This is a genomic window from Bartonella alsatica (assembly GCF_013388295.1).
GTDB classification, from domain to species: domain Bacteria; phylum Pseudomonadota; class Alphaproteobacteria; order Rhizobiales; family Rhizobiaceae; genus Bartonella; species Bartonella alsatica.
On sequence record NZ_CP058235.1, the window covers coordinates 86,511 to 102,808 of the forward strand.

Sequence of the window (16,298 nt, forward strand, 5' to 3'; positions counted from 1 at the left end):
GAAGAATGCACATGCAAACTGAAATGATAGCTCAATTAGTATTAATTCTTCCTGAGATTTTAATAACACTAGGAGGAATCGTATTGCTTTTGATTGGTGTTTATTCCAACACACGTTCCTCTTTAACTGTGACTGGTCTGGCCATTGCGCTTCTCGTTGCAACCATTGTTATTATTGTCGTTTTTCCGAAAAGTGGCTTATTTCAAACTAATGCGCTTATTATAGACTCTTTCGGTCGTTATATGAAAATTTTAACGCTTATTGGTGCACTTTTTGCTCTTATTATGTCTGTTAGTTTTACCAGTTCTCAAAGGTTTGATATATTTGAATTTCCTATACTTGTTCTTTTCGCAACACTTGGTATGATGCTGATGATTTCAGCTGGTAATATGCTATCACTTTATATGGGGTTGGAATTACAATCCTTAGCTTTATATGTTCTTGCTGCAATCAATCGTGATAATGTAAAATCTTCTGAAGCCGGTATAAAATATTTTGTTTTAGGAGCGTTGTCTTCAGGATTGTTACTTTATGGTATTTCCTTGCTTTATGGTTTTACTGGTCAAATTGGTTTTCACGAAATTGCTCTTGCTTTAAAAGGTGAAAAGTTACAATTAGGAGTCATTTTTGGAATTGTTTTTATTTTAGCTGGTTTAGCTTTCAAAATTTCTGCAGTTCCATTTCATATGTGGACACCTGATGTTTATGAAGGAGCACCCACACCTATTACAGCATTTTTTGCTGGAGCTCCTAAAATTGCCGCGATAGCATTAATTATTCGTGTTATTGTTATGACCTTTCTCCCACTAAATAGTTCTGATGGCTCTATGCCTGCATGGCAACAAATTTTTGTGTTTTTAGCGATTACATCGATGACACTTAGTGCATTTGCCGCAATTGGTCAGAGCAATATTAAGCGTCTAATGGCTTACTCATCAATTGGTCATATGGGATATGCGCTCGTTGGTTTAGCTGCTGGAGATATACTTGGAATAAAAAGTGTCATTCTTTATATGACTATTTATCTTGGTATGACGCTTGGTTCATTCGCTTTTATTCTTGGAATGAGATCTAGTAGTGGAAATGTTGAAAATATTTATGATCTTTCAGGGTTAATAAAGACGAATCCGTTTATGGCTGTTGTGATGACAATACAACTTTTTTCCTTAGCAAGTATACCACCTATGGCTGGTTTTTTTGGTAAATGGTATACATTTTCAGCTGCTATTCATGCTGGACTTACTCCACTTGTAGTCGTAGGAATGATAGCGTCTGTTATTGGGGCCTTTTACTATTTACGAGTCATCAAAATTATGTGGTTTGATGAAGCAAAAGCGCATTTTTTTGTTTTATCGAATGAACTTCAATTTTGTCTCGGTCTTTCTGCATTATTCATTTTATTTTATATGCTTTTTGGAATTTGGTTCACTGAATTGGCAGAAAAAGCAGCTGCTGCATTGTTCTAATATGGTTTATCTCTTATCAAATTTTGCACAAAAACAAGGATATGCTGTTGAATCTTATGAAACTGTTGATTCAACAAATCTCATCGCACAGAGAAAAGCCCAAGCTGGTTATCATGGCTATCTTTGGATTGTCGCACAAGAACAATCACAGGGAAGAGCGAGAAGAGGTAGGACATGGTCTAGTCCGAAAGGAAACCTTTATTCTAGTCTTTTATTAACTGATGATATTATTCATCAAACTGCTGCCCAGCTTGGTTTTGTTGCTGGAGTAAGTGTAGTAGAAGCAATAAAACAATTTATAAAAAATGAAAAACAAATGAAGAGTATTGTTACCTTAAAATGGCCAAATGATATCTTGCTAAGAGGAGCTAAAAGCTCTGGAATTTTGCTCGAGATTTTTAAATTACCATCACAACAATATGCACTAGTTATTGGTTTTGGAATAAACGTAAAACATCATTATGAAGATGCACCGTATCTCACTTCAAGCTTAAAGAATATTGGTTTGTGTGTTGAAAAAGAACAGTTATTTACGGTTTTAACAGAGTATTTCGCTAAAAATTACCTTCTTTGGAAACAACCAGCAGGATGTGATATAATCCGCAAAAAATGGCTTTTATATTCTGCTCATTTTGGACGGCATATCAAAATAACCAATAATAAAGAAATTATCGAGGGTATTTTTGAGGGACTTGATAGTAATTTTAACTGCATCATAAAACAAAAAAATGGTCAAAAAGCAATTATAACAGCTGGAGATGTTCATTTTGGTTTGGCGACTTCTGTCCATGCAGATTCTTGTTAATTTATTAAAATTTTATTTCACTATCAATTATCTTAATCATTTAGGAGATGTTTATGGTTGCAGCCAATGAGAATGAATTTGTATTTTTACCTCTAGGAGGAGTAGGTGAAATAGGGATGAATCTGGCTGCTTATGGATTTGGACCACAAAATCTTCGTGAATGGCTACTTGTTGATATGGGAGTTAGTTTTGCTGGTCCTGAATTACCAGGAATAGATCTAGTTTTACCTGACATTCGTTTTCTGGAAAGTGAAAAGCATAATATTCGTGGTATTGTTTTAACACATGCTCACGAAGATCATTATGGTGCTGTTCTTGATTTATGGCCAAAGCTTAAAGTTCCACTTTACTGTACGCCTTTTACAGCAGGATTACTGGAAACTAAAAGACAATCAGATCTTAAATCTTATAAAATTGCACTCAATATTTTTCAAGCCGGTGATTGTTTTCAGGTAGGTTCCTTTGCAATAGAGGCTATTGCCGTTAACCATTCGATACCAGAAGCTGTATCGTTGGCAATTACAACATCTTTAGGTACCGTTATACATACTGGTGATTGGAAAATTGATCATACATCTTCATTTGGAGCTGTAACAGATGAAAAACGATTTCGTACTTTAGGCAATGAAGGTATTTTAGCATTGCTTTGTGATTCTACAAATGCGTGTCTTGATGGTATAACACCATCAGAGCAGCAAATTCAGACAAGCCTTACGAAAATTCTTTCGAAAGCTGAAGGGCGTGTTGCAATAGCTACTTTTGCCTCTAATGTTGGTCGAATACGTTCAATTGCTCTTGCGGCTGAATCTGTTGGTCGTCAGGTTCTTGTTGTTGGACGCTCTCTTAAACGGAGTATTATGGTTGCCCAAGAACTGGGTTATATGAATGGCTTAGCGCCATTTGTTACGGAAGATGATTATGGTTACATTCCGCGCAAAGATATTGTTTTAGTCGTGACAGGTAGCCAAGGAGAGCCGTGTGCTGCTCTGGCCAAACTCTCACGTAATGAAATGAGAAATATTGTACTTTCTTCTGGTGATACTGTCATTTATTCGTCACGGAGTATTCCAGGAAATGAAAGAGCTATTATTGAGATACAAAATCGTTTCATCAATATGGGAATTAAAGTTATCACAAATGAGGACGCTCTTGTTCATGTTTCAGGTCATCCCCGTCCTTCAGAACTTTTACAGATGTATGATTGGATAAAACCACAGATACTTGTTCCTGTGCATGGGGAAGCAATACACCTTACTGCTCACGCAGCTTTAGCACGTCAAGCAGGTATTAAAATTGTTATGGATATTCGAAATGGTGACATATTACGTCTTGCACCAGAAACTGTAGAAGTTATTGATCAAGTTCCTGCTGGTCGTATCTATAAAGATGGTTGTCTTATCGGAAATGAGGATGAATTAGGAATTCGTGAACGTCGAAAATTAAGTTATGCTGGCCATGTTGCTGTTTCTCTCCATATGAATAGCAAGAATGAGTTATTGGATGATATTGGTTTAAGCACATTTGGACTACCTGAGAGAAATGGAAAAGGGGAAAATTTGAAAGATATTCTTTTAGATATTGTTGAAAATACACTTTATAGTATTCCACGCATTAAACGAAAAAATAATGAACTTATTCGTGAAGCAATGCGGCGCGCCGTGAGAGCCGCTGTGCATGAAATTTGGCAAAAAAAGCCTGTCTGTACAGTTTTTTTACATCGATCAAAATAAAGCATTTTAATATTACATTATTTTCTTTTTAATAAAAAAAGAAGAGAGGGGAATTAACAGATTATTTTATCGCTCAAATAAGCTTAATAAGGAATAGAGCATAAAATTTTTCAATAATCTTATCGTTAATTGGCAAGCATTCAGAATGTAGCTATAAATAAGCATATACTACATTAAGTTGTTAATACGATGAGCCTGATTAGGAGTTAATTATTTCAATGCGTCTTTCTCAATATTTCCTTCCTATTTTAAAAGAAAATCCTAAGGAAGCAGAAATTGTTTCTCACCGTCTCATGTTACGTGCCGGTATGATTCGTCAACAAACATCAGGAATTTATTCTTGGCTTCCATTAGGTAAAAAAGTGCTTGATAAAGTTTGTAGAATTATACGTGAGGAGCAAGAACGAGCTGGTGCCATAGAAATATTAATGCCTACAATTCAATCTGCCGATCTTTGGCGTGAAAGTGGTCGTTATGACGATTATGGCTTGGAAATGCTCCGCATTAAAGATCGTCAAAAACGTGATTTACTTTATGGTCCGACTAATGAAGAGATGGTAACAGACATTTTTCGCTCATATATTCGTTCTTATAAAGATCTTCCTCTCAATCTGTACCATATTCAATGGAAGTTTCGTGATGAAATTCGTCCGCGTTTTGGTGTGATGCGCGCACGAGAATTTTTAATGAAAGATGCTTACTCTTTTGATCTTGATTATGAAGGTTCTAAAACATCTTATAATCGTATGTTTGTTGCTTATTTACGCACTTTTTCTTGTCTTGGCTTAAGAGCTATTCCCATGCGTGCTGATACAGGCCCAATTGGTGGTGAACTTAGCCATGAATTTATCATTTTGGCTGAAACAGGAGAGAGCGCTATATTTTGTGATAAGAAATTTCTTGAACTTACTGTTCCAGACAATTCGATTGATTTTAGTGATAAAGCTGTTTTAGCTGATATCGTTAAACAGTGGACATCTTTTTATGCAGCAACAGAGGAAATGCACTGTGAAGAAGAATGGTCTAAGATTTCTGATAATCACCGCCTTGCAGCTCGTGGTATTGAAGTAGGACATATTTTTCACTTTGGTACAAAATATTCTGCTCCAATGGAAGCGAAAGTTATGGGACAAGATGGAAAAGAGCATCTAGTATCTATGGGATCCTATGGTATTGGACCTTCACGTCTTGTTGCCGCAATTATTGAAGCTTCTCATGATGAGAATGGTATTATTTGGCCAAAATCGATTGCACCATTTGATTTTGGTATCATTAATATGAAACCAGATGATAAGAAATGTACTCATACATGTGAAATATTCTATCAAAGTTTAAAGCAAGCTGGTTTTGATCCATTATTAGATGACAGAAATGAGCGTCCTGGATCAAAGTTTGCAATAATGGATTTAATTGGTTTGCCAACACAAATAATTGTTGGCCCTAAAAACGTCGCCCACAATGAAGTTGAAATTAAAGATCGAAAAACGGGTATAAAAAAATCACTAACGGTTGAAACTGCACTCAATCAGTTTTCTGGATTTTGATAGGCAATGTTATGAAGTGGTTGAGGAATAAATGGTTTTCATCTTATGAATGGATGATTGCTTTACGATATATGATTCCTAATAAAAAACATGTTGTTGCATCTGTTATTTCAATTATTTCTCTTATTGGAATTATGTTAGGGGTGTTTGCTCTGGTTGTTGTTATGGCGGTAATGAATGGTTTTCGTACAGAGCTTCTCAATCGTATTCTTGGTATGAATGGACACCTTATTGTTCAGGCGATTGATTCTGGTTTTTCCAATTATAATGCTCTTATTTCTTCTTTAGAATCCGTAAAAGGCGTGAAGCTTGCCTTGCCTGTTGTTGAAGGTCAAGCGCTTGTACGAGGTGAACTTCAAGGAGGATCTGGTGCTTTAGTTCGTGGTATGCGCAAACAAGACTTGGAGAAGCTTAAAACAGTATCTCAGAACATTAAATCAGGATCACTTGCTCAATTTGATAAAGGAGAAGGTATTGCAATTGGAAGTGGCTTAGCAGAGAAATTGGGGCTTACAGTTGGGAGTAACCTTCGCATCATTACACCAGACGGTGACGCGACTCCTTTTGGGGTTATACCACGTGTTAAAGCTTATAAAATAACTGCTATTTTCGAAGTTGGTATGTCTGAATATGATTCAATATTTATCTTTATGCCTCTCCATGAAGCACAAATGTTTTTTAATTTGGGAGATAAGATTCAATCTTTAGAGTTATTTCTGAATGATCCTGACGCTGTTGACCAAATAAAACCAGTCGTAGGAAAAGCTATCGATCAGCAGGTCTATTTAATTGATTGGCGTGTGCGTAATCAGGCTTTTTTTTCGGCCTTACAGATTGAACGCAATGTTATGTTTTTCATTCTTTCTCTTATTGTCCTTGTTGCTGCTTTGAATATTATTTCAGGATTAATTATGCTAGTCAAAGATAAAAGTCATGATATTGCTATTTTGCGCACGATGGGCGCACAACAAGGGACAATTATGCGTATATTTATTGTCACTGGTATGATGATCGGTTTTATTGGAACAATATTAGGCTTAATTTTTGGTGTTATAGCAACTGCAAATATCAATCATATTCAAGATTTTGTCTCTTGGTTATTTAATGTCGATGTTTTTAATCCTCAACTTTATTTTTTAACGAAATTGCCTGCACAAATTGAGTGGGGAGAGACAGTTATGGTTGCTGTAATGACTTTATTTTTGTCATTTCTTGCCGCTCTCATTCCTGCATGGCGAGCTGCTAAATTAGATCCCGTGCAAGCTTTGAGGTATGAATAATGGCAGCTATTTTAGAGCTTGTAGACATTGAGCAACATTTTTTCGAAAACTATAAACCTCTCATTATTTTAGATAAAGCGAGCTTTATTCTTAATCGTGGAGAACTTGTAGCACTTGTTGCACCATCTGGTACTGGAAAATCCACACTTCTTCATATCGCTGGATTATTGGAAAAGCCAACCACTGGTGATGTGATATTGCGTGGTATTTCTTGTGCAAAACGCTCTGATAGGGAACGAACCGCTATAAGACGAAATGATATCGGTTTTGTATATCAATTTCATCATTTGCTTCCAGAATTTACGGCTTTAGAAAATGTCATGATACCGCAAATGATAGCAGGATTTAAAAAATCCATAGCAGAAGATCGTGCACTTAAATTGTTGACCTATTTGCGTGTTTCTCATCGCGCCAATCATCGTCCATCGGAATTATCGGGTGGTGAACAGCAACGGGTTGCTATTGCACGCGCAGTCGCAAATGGTCCTTCGGTTCTTTTAGCTGATGAACCCACTGGGAATCTTGATCCTGTAACTTCAGCTTACGTATTTCAAGCTTTATCTGTGCTTGTTCGTCAATCTGGACTTTCTGCTCTTATTGCGACACATAATTACGGTTTAGCTAAACAAATGCATCGTCGAATTACACTTAAGGAAAAGAAGATTATTGAACTTCCTTAGAAGTAAGATAAAAACACATCTTACAAATTGAATATTGTATCTATATCACTTTTCATCTAATCCAAGGAGATTTTTTATGACAGTTTTTGCCGTTGACGAAAATCAATTAGATGCACGCCGTCGTCGATTGATTTTTCGTGCATGGCATCGAGGTATTCGTGAAATGGATTTAATTTTTGGGCACTATGTAGATGCTCATATTATTGGGATGAGTGATAAAACAATCTCTCAACTTGAATATATCATGTCTTTTGATGATCGCGATTTGCTGAAGTGGATTACTGGAGAAATTTCACCACCATCTGAAGTGGACAGTCCACTTTTTCGTGACATTATAAATTCTTATGTTTACATAAAGTTAAATTGATTCCGATGCCTATATTAAAAAAAATTATTATTCCTAAAGACATTCCTGTTCATATGATCTTTGATGGAGTTACTGATGGATTTGAAGCCTTTGCGCTTGCCAAATTAAGTTCAGAAATTGCACAAGACAAACCACTTATCTATGTAGTCCGAGATGGAACAAAAATTGCCCATTTACAACAAGTATTAAACTTTATTGAGCCCAATTTGCCTATACTTCAATTTCCTGGATGGGATTGTTTGCCCTATGACCGTGTGTCACCTGGAATTGCTGTGATGGCACGTCGATTATCAGCTTTATCGCATATAGCAAGTTTACGTAAGAATCCAAGCACCGCAATTATATTAACAACAGCCAATGCAATTATGCAAAAATTACCCCCTCGTGAAATGATTGAGGCTCAAATTATTCGCACACGTGTTGGTCAACATATGAACATGGAGCATTTAATTCAATTTCTAGAATTTAATGGTTTTGAGCGTGTTACAGTTGTTCATAATATTGGTGAATTTGCTGTGAGAGGCGGAATTATTGATATTTTTTCTCCCGTTGATGTTGAACCTTTACGACTTGATTTTTTCGGAGACATCTTGGAAACTATCCGTGTATTTGATTCAGAAACACAAAGAACAACAAGTAAAAGAACAGAATTTTTATTACATTCAATGAGCGAAGTTGTTCTTACACCCGAATTTATAAGCCGGTTTAAAAGAAATTATATTCGTACATTTGGTGTATCACAAAAAAATAACATACTTTATGAATCAATTTCTCAAGGACGGCGCTTTTCCGGTATGGAACATTGGTTACCGTTTTTTTATGAGCATCTTGATAATTTTTTTGACTACTGTGATGACTTACCTGTTGTTTTTGAATATCTCATAGAAGAGGCATTAAACGAACGCTATCGGCTTATTCAAGATTATTACAATGCTCGCAAAGAGCGTGAAAATGATAAAGAAAGTTTTTCTTCTTATCATCCAATAGAACCTAACCTTCTTTATCTAACACCAGAGCAGGTCTTAGAATATGCACAACGATCTGGGCGACGTATTGATTTTACACCTTTTAATATTCCACAAACTTCTAAACAAACCATTGTTCATACAAATATTAAATCGGGATATGATTTTATAGAAGAACGTAAAGCGCAAGAAAAAAATGTTTTTTCAAGTGTGGTTCACCATATTGCTTCACTGCGCGCTGCAGGCAAAAGGGTTCTTTTAGCTTGTTGGAGTGAAGGCTCTCTCAACCGTTTATTACAGGTTCTTGAAGAGCATGGACTACAAAAAATAGATATTGCAAAATCATTGCGAGCTGTCAGAGCAACACCACGTGATCGTGTATGTGCAGCTGTTATAATGATTGAACATGGTTTTGAGGCTGAAGATTTTGTTATTATATCAGAACAAGATATTCTTGGTGATCGATTAATAAGATCATCAAGACGCCGTAAACACAATAAAAATTTTATTTCTGAAATTGCTACTTTAAATTCTGGCGATATCGTTGTGCATATTGATCATGGTATTGGACAATTTATTGGTCTTAAGACCATTATGACAACTGGCATTTTACGCGACTGTCTTGAAATTAAGTATGCTGGTGGTGATAGGCTCTTTTTACCTATTGAAAATATCGAACTTCTCTCACGTTATGGATCGGAGGAAACAGATGTAACGTTAGATAAGTTAGGTGGTGTTGCTTGGCAAGTACGTAAAACACGGCTAAAAAAACATCTATTACAAATGGCTGGTCAATTGATCCGTATAGCTGCAGCGCGTGCTACGCGCTCTGCACCTGTTTTTGTTCCACCAGTTGGACCATTTGATGAATTTGTTGCGTGTTTTCCTTATGAAGAGACAGAAGATCAAATGGAAGCAATTGATGCCGTTTTAGATGATTTGGCATCAGGGAGACCAATGGATCGCTTGATATGTGGTGATGTTGGCTTTGGAAAAACAGAAGTTGCTATACGAAGTGCTTTCGTCGCAGCATTAAATGGGTATCAAGTTGCTGTTGTTGTACCAACAACTTTGCTTTCACGCCAACATTATAATACTTTTATTGCGCGTTTCCAAGGATTACCTGTTAAGATTGGCCATGCCTCAAGGCTTGTGAAAACTAAAGAACTCGCACAAGTCAAAAAAGGTATATTAGATGGTACGATTGATATTGTCATTGGAACGCATGCATTACTAAGCGATGCAGTTAATTTTTTACGACTAGGACTTCTTATCATTGATGAGGAACAGCATTTTGGCGTAAAACACAAAGAGCGTTTAAAAGAGCTTAAAAGCGATATTCATGTCCTTACACTTTCGGCAACCCCTATACCCCGAACTTTAGGATTAGCATTATCAGGGGTACGAGAACTTTCATTGATAACGACTCCACCTATTGATAGAATGGCGGTACGTACTTTTATTTTACCGTTTGATTCACTTGTTATACGTGAAACATTGCTTCGAGAATACTATCGTGGTGGACAAAGTTTCTATGTTTGTCCCCGTATTTCTGATCTTGTTTCTGTGGAAGAATACCTCAAAACGCATGTGCCCGAACTCAAATTCGTTATAGCCCACGGACAAATGCCAGCTGGACAACTTGACGATATTATGAATGCATTTTATGATGGGCAATACGATGTTCTGCTATCAACAACCATCATTGAATCAGGTCTTGATATTCCAACAGCCAATACATTAATCGTACATCACGCTGAAATGTTTGGTCTTGCTGCTCTTTATCAATTGCGTGGTAGGGTAGGGCGTTCAAAACAACGTGCCTATGCTCTCTTTACGTATCCTTCGGGAAAAATTTTAACTCCTGCTGCTAATCGTCGGCTTAAAGTTTTACAATCTCTTGATAGTTTAGGTGCTGGTTTTCAATTAGCTAGTCATGATATGGATATTCGCGGTTCAGGCAATTTTTTAGGTGAAGAGCAATCAGGGCATATCAAAGAAGTTGGATTTGAGTTGTATCAAAAAATGCTTGAAGAGGCTGTTGCTGAACTAAAAAATGGGGAGCAAAACGAAGATAAACAGTGGTCACCACAAATTTCACTTGGTACAACAGTGATGATACCGGAAAGTTTTGTGCCTGACTTATCTTTACGTATGGGACTTTACCGCCGTTTAACAGAGCTTGGTGATTTAGAACAAATCAATGAATTTGCTGCCGAATTAATTGATCGCTTTGGTCCTTTGCCGCTTGAAGTTCAACACCTTCTTAAAGTCTTTTATATCAAAACATTGTGTCGAAGAGCACATGTGGAAAAATTAGATACTGGTCCAAGGGGGATTGTTATACAATTTCGCAATAATTATTTTGCAAATAGTGTTGCTCTTGTTCAGTGGATTGAAAAACAAGGTTCGATGGCAAAAATTAGGCCAGATCAAAGTATAGCTCTTATTCGTGATTGGGCTACGGTGAATGAAAGACTTATTGGAGCAGTGAAAATTATGACACAGCTTGTAGAAATGACAGAGAAATATTCTATTTAAGAGTTTTCTTATAGGATAAAATTATTACTTATTTTATATTATACTTTTAAAAAATATCTAATTAAAAAAATAAGAATTATTAGTAGTAATAATAAAATCGAATTTATTAAAGAAAAATTTATAAGTTAAAATTTTTGATAAAATGCACCATTGCTACAAAATACTACAAAATTTTGTATGAATAGAATAGACTTTTTAGAAGTTGAATGATCTCAGTGAGGTATGTTTCAAGTTTATTTTGAAATTAGATCAAAACTATTAATATATAGAACGCATATTGCTAATGAGTGGAAATAGCAAGCGAATACGAAGAAAAATGTTATGAAAAAAACTAATTAAAGCAAAAGGAACATCTGAAAAAACTCTAATCAATAAAATATTTAGGAACATGACAAGATAATGAAAAATTATCTAATTTTTGTTGCTTCTTGCAAAACGTGAGAGAATATACTGCACAGTGATATGCCTACTGTTTTGCGCAAAGATTTAGATTAGAAAAAAAGATTTATTTGGGCTATAAAATATAAAAGCTTTATCACGAGAGGGTAACCACTATTGTTTCATAAATAAGGCCAGAGAATTATTCATTAGTAAACAGTTTTCTTAACAGTTGTTTTGAGACTGCGAATAACGAAGAAATTTAACCCATCAAATATTCCAACAATACCAATAAGTAATTTTACTTTTTTAATTTGCTTCAAGGAATGGTATAAGGAAAATGTTCAAATTTTCCAGTAATTTTGGAGCTTTATGTATGCAATACCTGATACTAAAGCTCCATGGTTTAAAAGACAGTATAACTATAAAAAACTTTAAAGTAATAAGAGCTATAGAATAACACAAGAATTTACTTTAATTATATTGCAATAATTTACTTTAATTATATTGCAATATTGATTCCTTTATGCAATCTTATCTTATTCCATTGCACTAAGGTATTTTATGGATAAATTTCATAAAAGACCAATGCCTTAAAAGGGGGATGCTGTATATGTGTGCATAAGAATTTAATTGATTTTTTGTAGCTTTTTTCTCCCAATTTGACTTTTCTCTTTATATTGAAGTAAGAAGTATAAATAAAGGGTATCAGTTCATTGGTTTAATTTAATACACTTGATTGAAATTATATTCAGTATCCCTATTGTTAGGATTATTATAAAAGCGCGTTGAAAGGACTAACTTAATCATGTCGCATGAAAATATCTATTCTGTTGTTTCAGTATTAGCTGGAGCTGTTGCTCTTTTTCTTACAATTTATTCTTCTGCAAAGGCGCAAACTCTATCTCAAGGTTGGTATAAGGTTTGCAGTAAGCAACATGACGTTGATGTTTGTAATACAATGAACACTGTTGTATCGAATACTGGTCAGCCTTTAACGGCTTTTAATCTTGTTGAAATAAAAGGAAAACAAAATGAAAAACGCATAGGTATCCAAGTGCCTACAGGTCGTTTTTTGCCAGAAGGAGTTCATATTCAAATAGGAGATAATTTCTCTAAAAAAATTCCTTATATTATTTGCAATGGACCGAGTTGTATTGCCAATGATGTCTTAGATGATAAGCTTATCACTGCGATGAAAAGTGGTTCGAAAATGATTGTAACCACAATTAATTTTCGTGGTTCAGCTAATCCTATTGAATTTTCTCTTAATGGATTTACAACTGCATATACAGGCCCTGGTATGGAAGAAAAAGATTTTCAACAAGAACAAATAAAGTTGCAACAGGCTATTCAATCAAAGCAAAAAGAGATCGAAGATCGTATGCGAGCTGAACAAGAGAAAGCTAAACAAAAATAATTAATATACGGATAAGAAAAGCATTTTTAAAAGCTTTTTCTCTGTGTTTTACTATTAAAACCGCCACAAAATATTTGCGGCGGTTTTCTTATGTTTAACTTTTGGAAAGCTTTCTGCGTTTCCACCAACCAATACGCTCAGTTTTTGGAGAATCATCAGGCGTTGATGATATAACAACAGGATGCTTGGCTTTTTTCTCAACTTTGGAGGAAGTTTGTTCGACAGATTTTTCTAAGACAGATCTCTGTTCTAATATCTCTTTTGTTGGAGTTAATTCTTTAGAGAGTGGCTTTTTTTGTGCTTTTCGTGTTGATTTTTTGCCATTTTCAATAATTTTTTCTACCGCCTTATGAGCAGTTTTATCTACTTTTTTTGTTTTAACTTTTTGTATCGAGCCGGCTATAGATTTTTCTTCTACAGGTTCTGCTATTATTATACTCTGTTCGTTTTCAATGGTTTGCTGTTTTTGCACTGCTTTTGAAGAACGCGCTTTACGTTTTTTAGGTTTAACAATCGTATCAACTTTTACAGTTTCATCTTGTTGTATACTTAAATGTTGTGTACTGTCTTTCTCTTCTTCAAATTGAACAGGTTTCGTAGTTGGAGTACGGCGTTTGCGGTATTCTGTTCTAATTTCTTCTAAGGCCTGCTTAGCAAAGTCTCCTACCGGTTCTGCATAAGGAATACGAAGCTGATAAAAGCCATTATCCTGATTACGGCGACCGCCACGACGTCCTCGACGACGGATTCGACGACGGGAATCATCATTTAGCGTTTCATCTTTTTTATGAACGGTGGAAAGAGAATTATCATTCATCTCTCCTTGACGATTTTTACGCCAACGTTTCTGATTTGCTTCAACGAGTGTTTTATCTTCAATAAAAGAGCTATCTACTAAAATCTCATCGTCTACTTCTTCTACACTTTCATCTTCAAAAACCAATGGAGACTGAGAAACTGCTTCTGCTATTGTACCTTTAGAAATAATAAGATGTTGCGTTCCAATGCTATCATCTGCTTCAATACTAATATTAAGCTTAAAGCGCGCTTCTAGATTAACAAGAATATTGCGTTTATGATTTAACACATAAAGCGCTGTTGCTGCGGGTGTACGTACAGTAATATTATGTTGCGGATTATGAAGAAGATATTCTTCAATTGAGCGCATGACATGTAAAGCAATTGATGATTCAGAACGAACATTACCCGTTCCAGCACAATGGGGGCAGGGTTGCGTTGTACTTTCTAAAACTGATATGCGAATACGTTGACGACTCATTTCCAAAAGGCCGAAGTGTGAAATGTGACCAACTTGAATACGGGCACGATCACTTTTTAAGCAATCTTTCAACTTTTTTTCAACCAGCTTCACATTCCGCTCTTCAAGCATGTCTATAAAATCAATCACAATCAAACCAGCAAGATCACGTAAACGTAATTGACGCGCTATTTCTTCTGCAGCTTCAAGGTTGGTTTGTAATGCTGTTTTTTCGACAGAAAGCTCTTTTGTAGAGCGGCCAGAGTTTACATCAATAGCAACAAGCGCTTCTGTTTGATTAATAACAATATAACCACCAGATTTTAAAGAAACTTGTGGATGCAACATTTTATCAAGTTGAATTTCAATATTATTACGTACGAAAATTGGAATAGGTTCGCGATAAGGTTGTACAACTTTTGCGTGACTTGGCATAAGCATACGCATAAAATCTTTTGCTTCACGATATCCTTGATCACCAGAAACAAGAATTTCATTGATGTTCTTATTGTAAAGATCCCGGATAGAACGCTTTATAAGATTGCTTTCTTCATGAACAAGACATGGCGCTGTGGATTTGAGTGTCAAAGTGCGAACAGTATCCCAGAGTCGAGTGAGATATTCGTAATCGCGTTTAATTTCAGCTTTAGTTCTATTTGCTCCAGCAGTTCGCAGAATAACTCCCATGCCTTTGGGAACTGCTAATTCTTTTACAATTTCTTTAAGACGCTTGCGATCTTGTATATTTGTAATTTTCCTTGAAATGCCACCACCACGTGCTGTGTTAGGCATTAAAACAGAATAACGGCCTGCTAAAGATAAATATGTTGTAAGTGCAGCACCTTTATTACCACGTTCTTCCTTAATAATTTGCACCAACAAAATTTGACGTCGTTTAATCACTTCTTGAATTTTATATTGACGCCCTTGTTTTCGTTGATAGGTGGGAAGTTCTTCACGCACATCCTCTGCACCAACCATTTCGATACCTTCATGAAAAACATTTACGTTAAACACTTCTTCTGCATCATCAACCGTTGTTATCTCAGATATCATATCAGTTTCAATATCTGCAGCCATGATATTAGTGCGCTTATCTTTTTTTGTTTTTCGGGAACGTTTTTTATTTTTGTTTGTTTCTTCAGTAGAGACATCTGTATAATTGTCTCCTACTACAGCTTTTTCTTCTTCTTCAAGAAGAGCGAGACGATCAGCCATAGGAATTTGATAATAATCGGGATGAATTTCAGAAAACGTCAAAAAACCATGGCGGTTCCCACCATATTCGACAAAAGCTGCTTGGAGCGATGGTTCTACACGTGTAATACGTGCTAAATAAATATTCCCCTTGAGCTGCTTTTTATGTTCTGATTCAAAATCAAATTCTTCAATTGTGTTGCCGTGAACAACAACAACACGTGTTTCCTCCGGATGGGAGGCATCTATAAGCATTTTGTTTGACATAAGTTAAAATCCTGAAGGCGACATGCGCAACTTTATTCAAACGAACAGTATAACTATTCGCAAACGTGAAGGGCTGTCTGCCATAAAAGGGAGGTACCAGTAAGACAGAATGGGACTCTACATGTAGATGCATGACTACATTTACAGCATTCCTAATCATCATTTCCATCTGTTTTGTATGACTCATAATTTTTATAAGTCTCCGGTAAAACAATCTTTAAAATAGTTCGGATGTCCGAACCAGCGAAACTTAAATAACGCAATCTTAGCTTTTATGACATAAAGAATTTTCACCCATAAAAAGCCTGAATGTATAACATGCAATAAATATTAAAGACAACTTAATATGGACTACAGATAATTAAAACAGTTACTATTAGCTAGGAAGCGTAACTATTCT

The 16,298-nt window shown here is 35.7% G+C and carries 10 protein-coding genes; 9 read left to right on the forward strand and 1 reads right to left on the reverse strand.

Features of this window, described 5'->3' with window-relative positions:
• Positions 1-11: 11 nt before the first annotated feature.
• The 9 genes from nuoN to HWV54_RS00450 all read left to right on the forward strand — a co-directional run bounded on the left by nuoN (position 12) and on the right by HWV54_RS00450 (position 13,176).
• Complete coding sequence (gene nuoN / locus HWV54_RS00410) at positions 12-1,466, forward strand: NADH-quinone oxidoreductase subunit NuoN (protein WP_005865298.1); 1,455 nt, start codon at positions 12-14, stop codon at positions 1,464-1,466.
• A 1-nt stretch (position 1,467) separates the two neighbouring features.
• Positions 1,468-2,271, forward strand: coding sequence for a biotin--[acetyl-CoA-carboxylase] ligase (locus tag HWV54_RS00415; RefSeq protein WP_005865296.1), 804 nt, complete (start codon positions 1,468-1,470; stop codon positions 2,269-2,271).
• A gap of 53 nt (positions 2,272-2,324) precedes the next feature.
• Positions 2,325-4,001: a ribonuclease J gene (locus HWV54_RS00420; RefSeq protein WP_005865294.1), complete on the forward strand. Its 1,677-nt coding sequence runs from the start codon at positions 2,325-2,327 to the stop codon at positions 3,999-4,001.
• Positions 4,002-4,219: 218 nt separating this feature from the next.
• Positions 4,220-5,545: a proline--tRNA ligase gene (proS, locus tag HWV54_RS00425; RefSeq protein WP_005865292.1), complete on the forward strand. Its 1,326-nt coding sequence runs from the start codon at positions 4,220-4,222 to the stop codon at positions 5,543-5,545.
• Between the two features lie 11 nt (positions 5,546-5,556).
• Complete coding sequence (locus HWV54_RS00430) at positions 5,557-6,825, forward strand: lipoprotein-releasing ABC transporter permease subunit (RefSeq protein ID WP_005865290.1); 1,269 nt, start codon at positions 5,557-5,559, stop codon at positions 6,823-6,825.
• Positions 6,825-7,505 (forward strand): ABC transporter ATP-binding protein, encoded by a 681-nt coding sequence (locus tag HWV54_RS00435; RefSeq protein ID WP_005865288.1) that lies wholly within the window; start codon positions 6,825-6,827, stop codon positions 7,503-7,505. Before HWV54_RS00430 ends, HWV54_RS00435 begins: the two co-directional genes overlap by 1 nt.
• A 76-nt stretch (positions 7,506-7,581) precedes the next feature.
• Positions 7,582-7,872, forward strand: a complete 291-nt coding sequence (locus tag HWV54_RS00440) for an FAD assembly factor SdhE (protein ID WP_005865286.1) — start codon at positions 7,582-7,584, stop codon at positions 7,870-7,872.
• A gap of 5 nt (positions 7,873-7,877) precedes the next feature.
• Positions 7,878-11,378 (forward strand): transcription-repair coupling factor, encoded by a 3,501-nt coding sequence (mfd, locus tag HWV54_RS00445; RefSeq protein ID WP_005865284.1) that lies wholly within the window; start codon positions 7,878-7,880, stop codon positions 11,376-11,378.
• 1,186 nt (positions 11,379-12,564) lie between these two features.
• On the forward strand, positions 12,565-13,176 hold the full coding sequence (locus HWV54_RS00450; RefSeq protein WP_005865282.1) for an invasion associated locus B family protein: 612 nt from the start codon (positions 12,565-12,567) through the stop codon (positions 13,174-13,176).
• 94 nt (positions 13,177-13,270) lie between these two features.
• Here HWV54_RS00450 and HWV54_RS00455 read toward each other — a convergent pair whose 3' ends face one another.
• Positions 13,271-15,898, reverse strand: a complete 2,628-nt coding sequence (locus HWV54_RS00455) for an Rne/Rng family ribonuclease (RefSeq protein WP_005865280.1) — start codon at positions 15,896-15,898, stop codon at positions 13,271-13,273.
• Between the last annotated feature and the right edge of the window lie 400 nt (positions 15,899-16,298).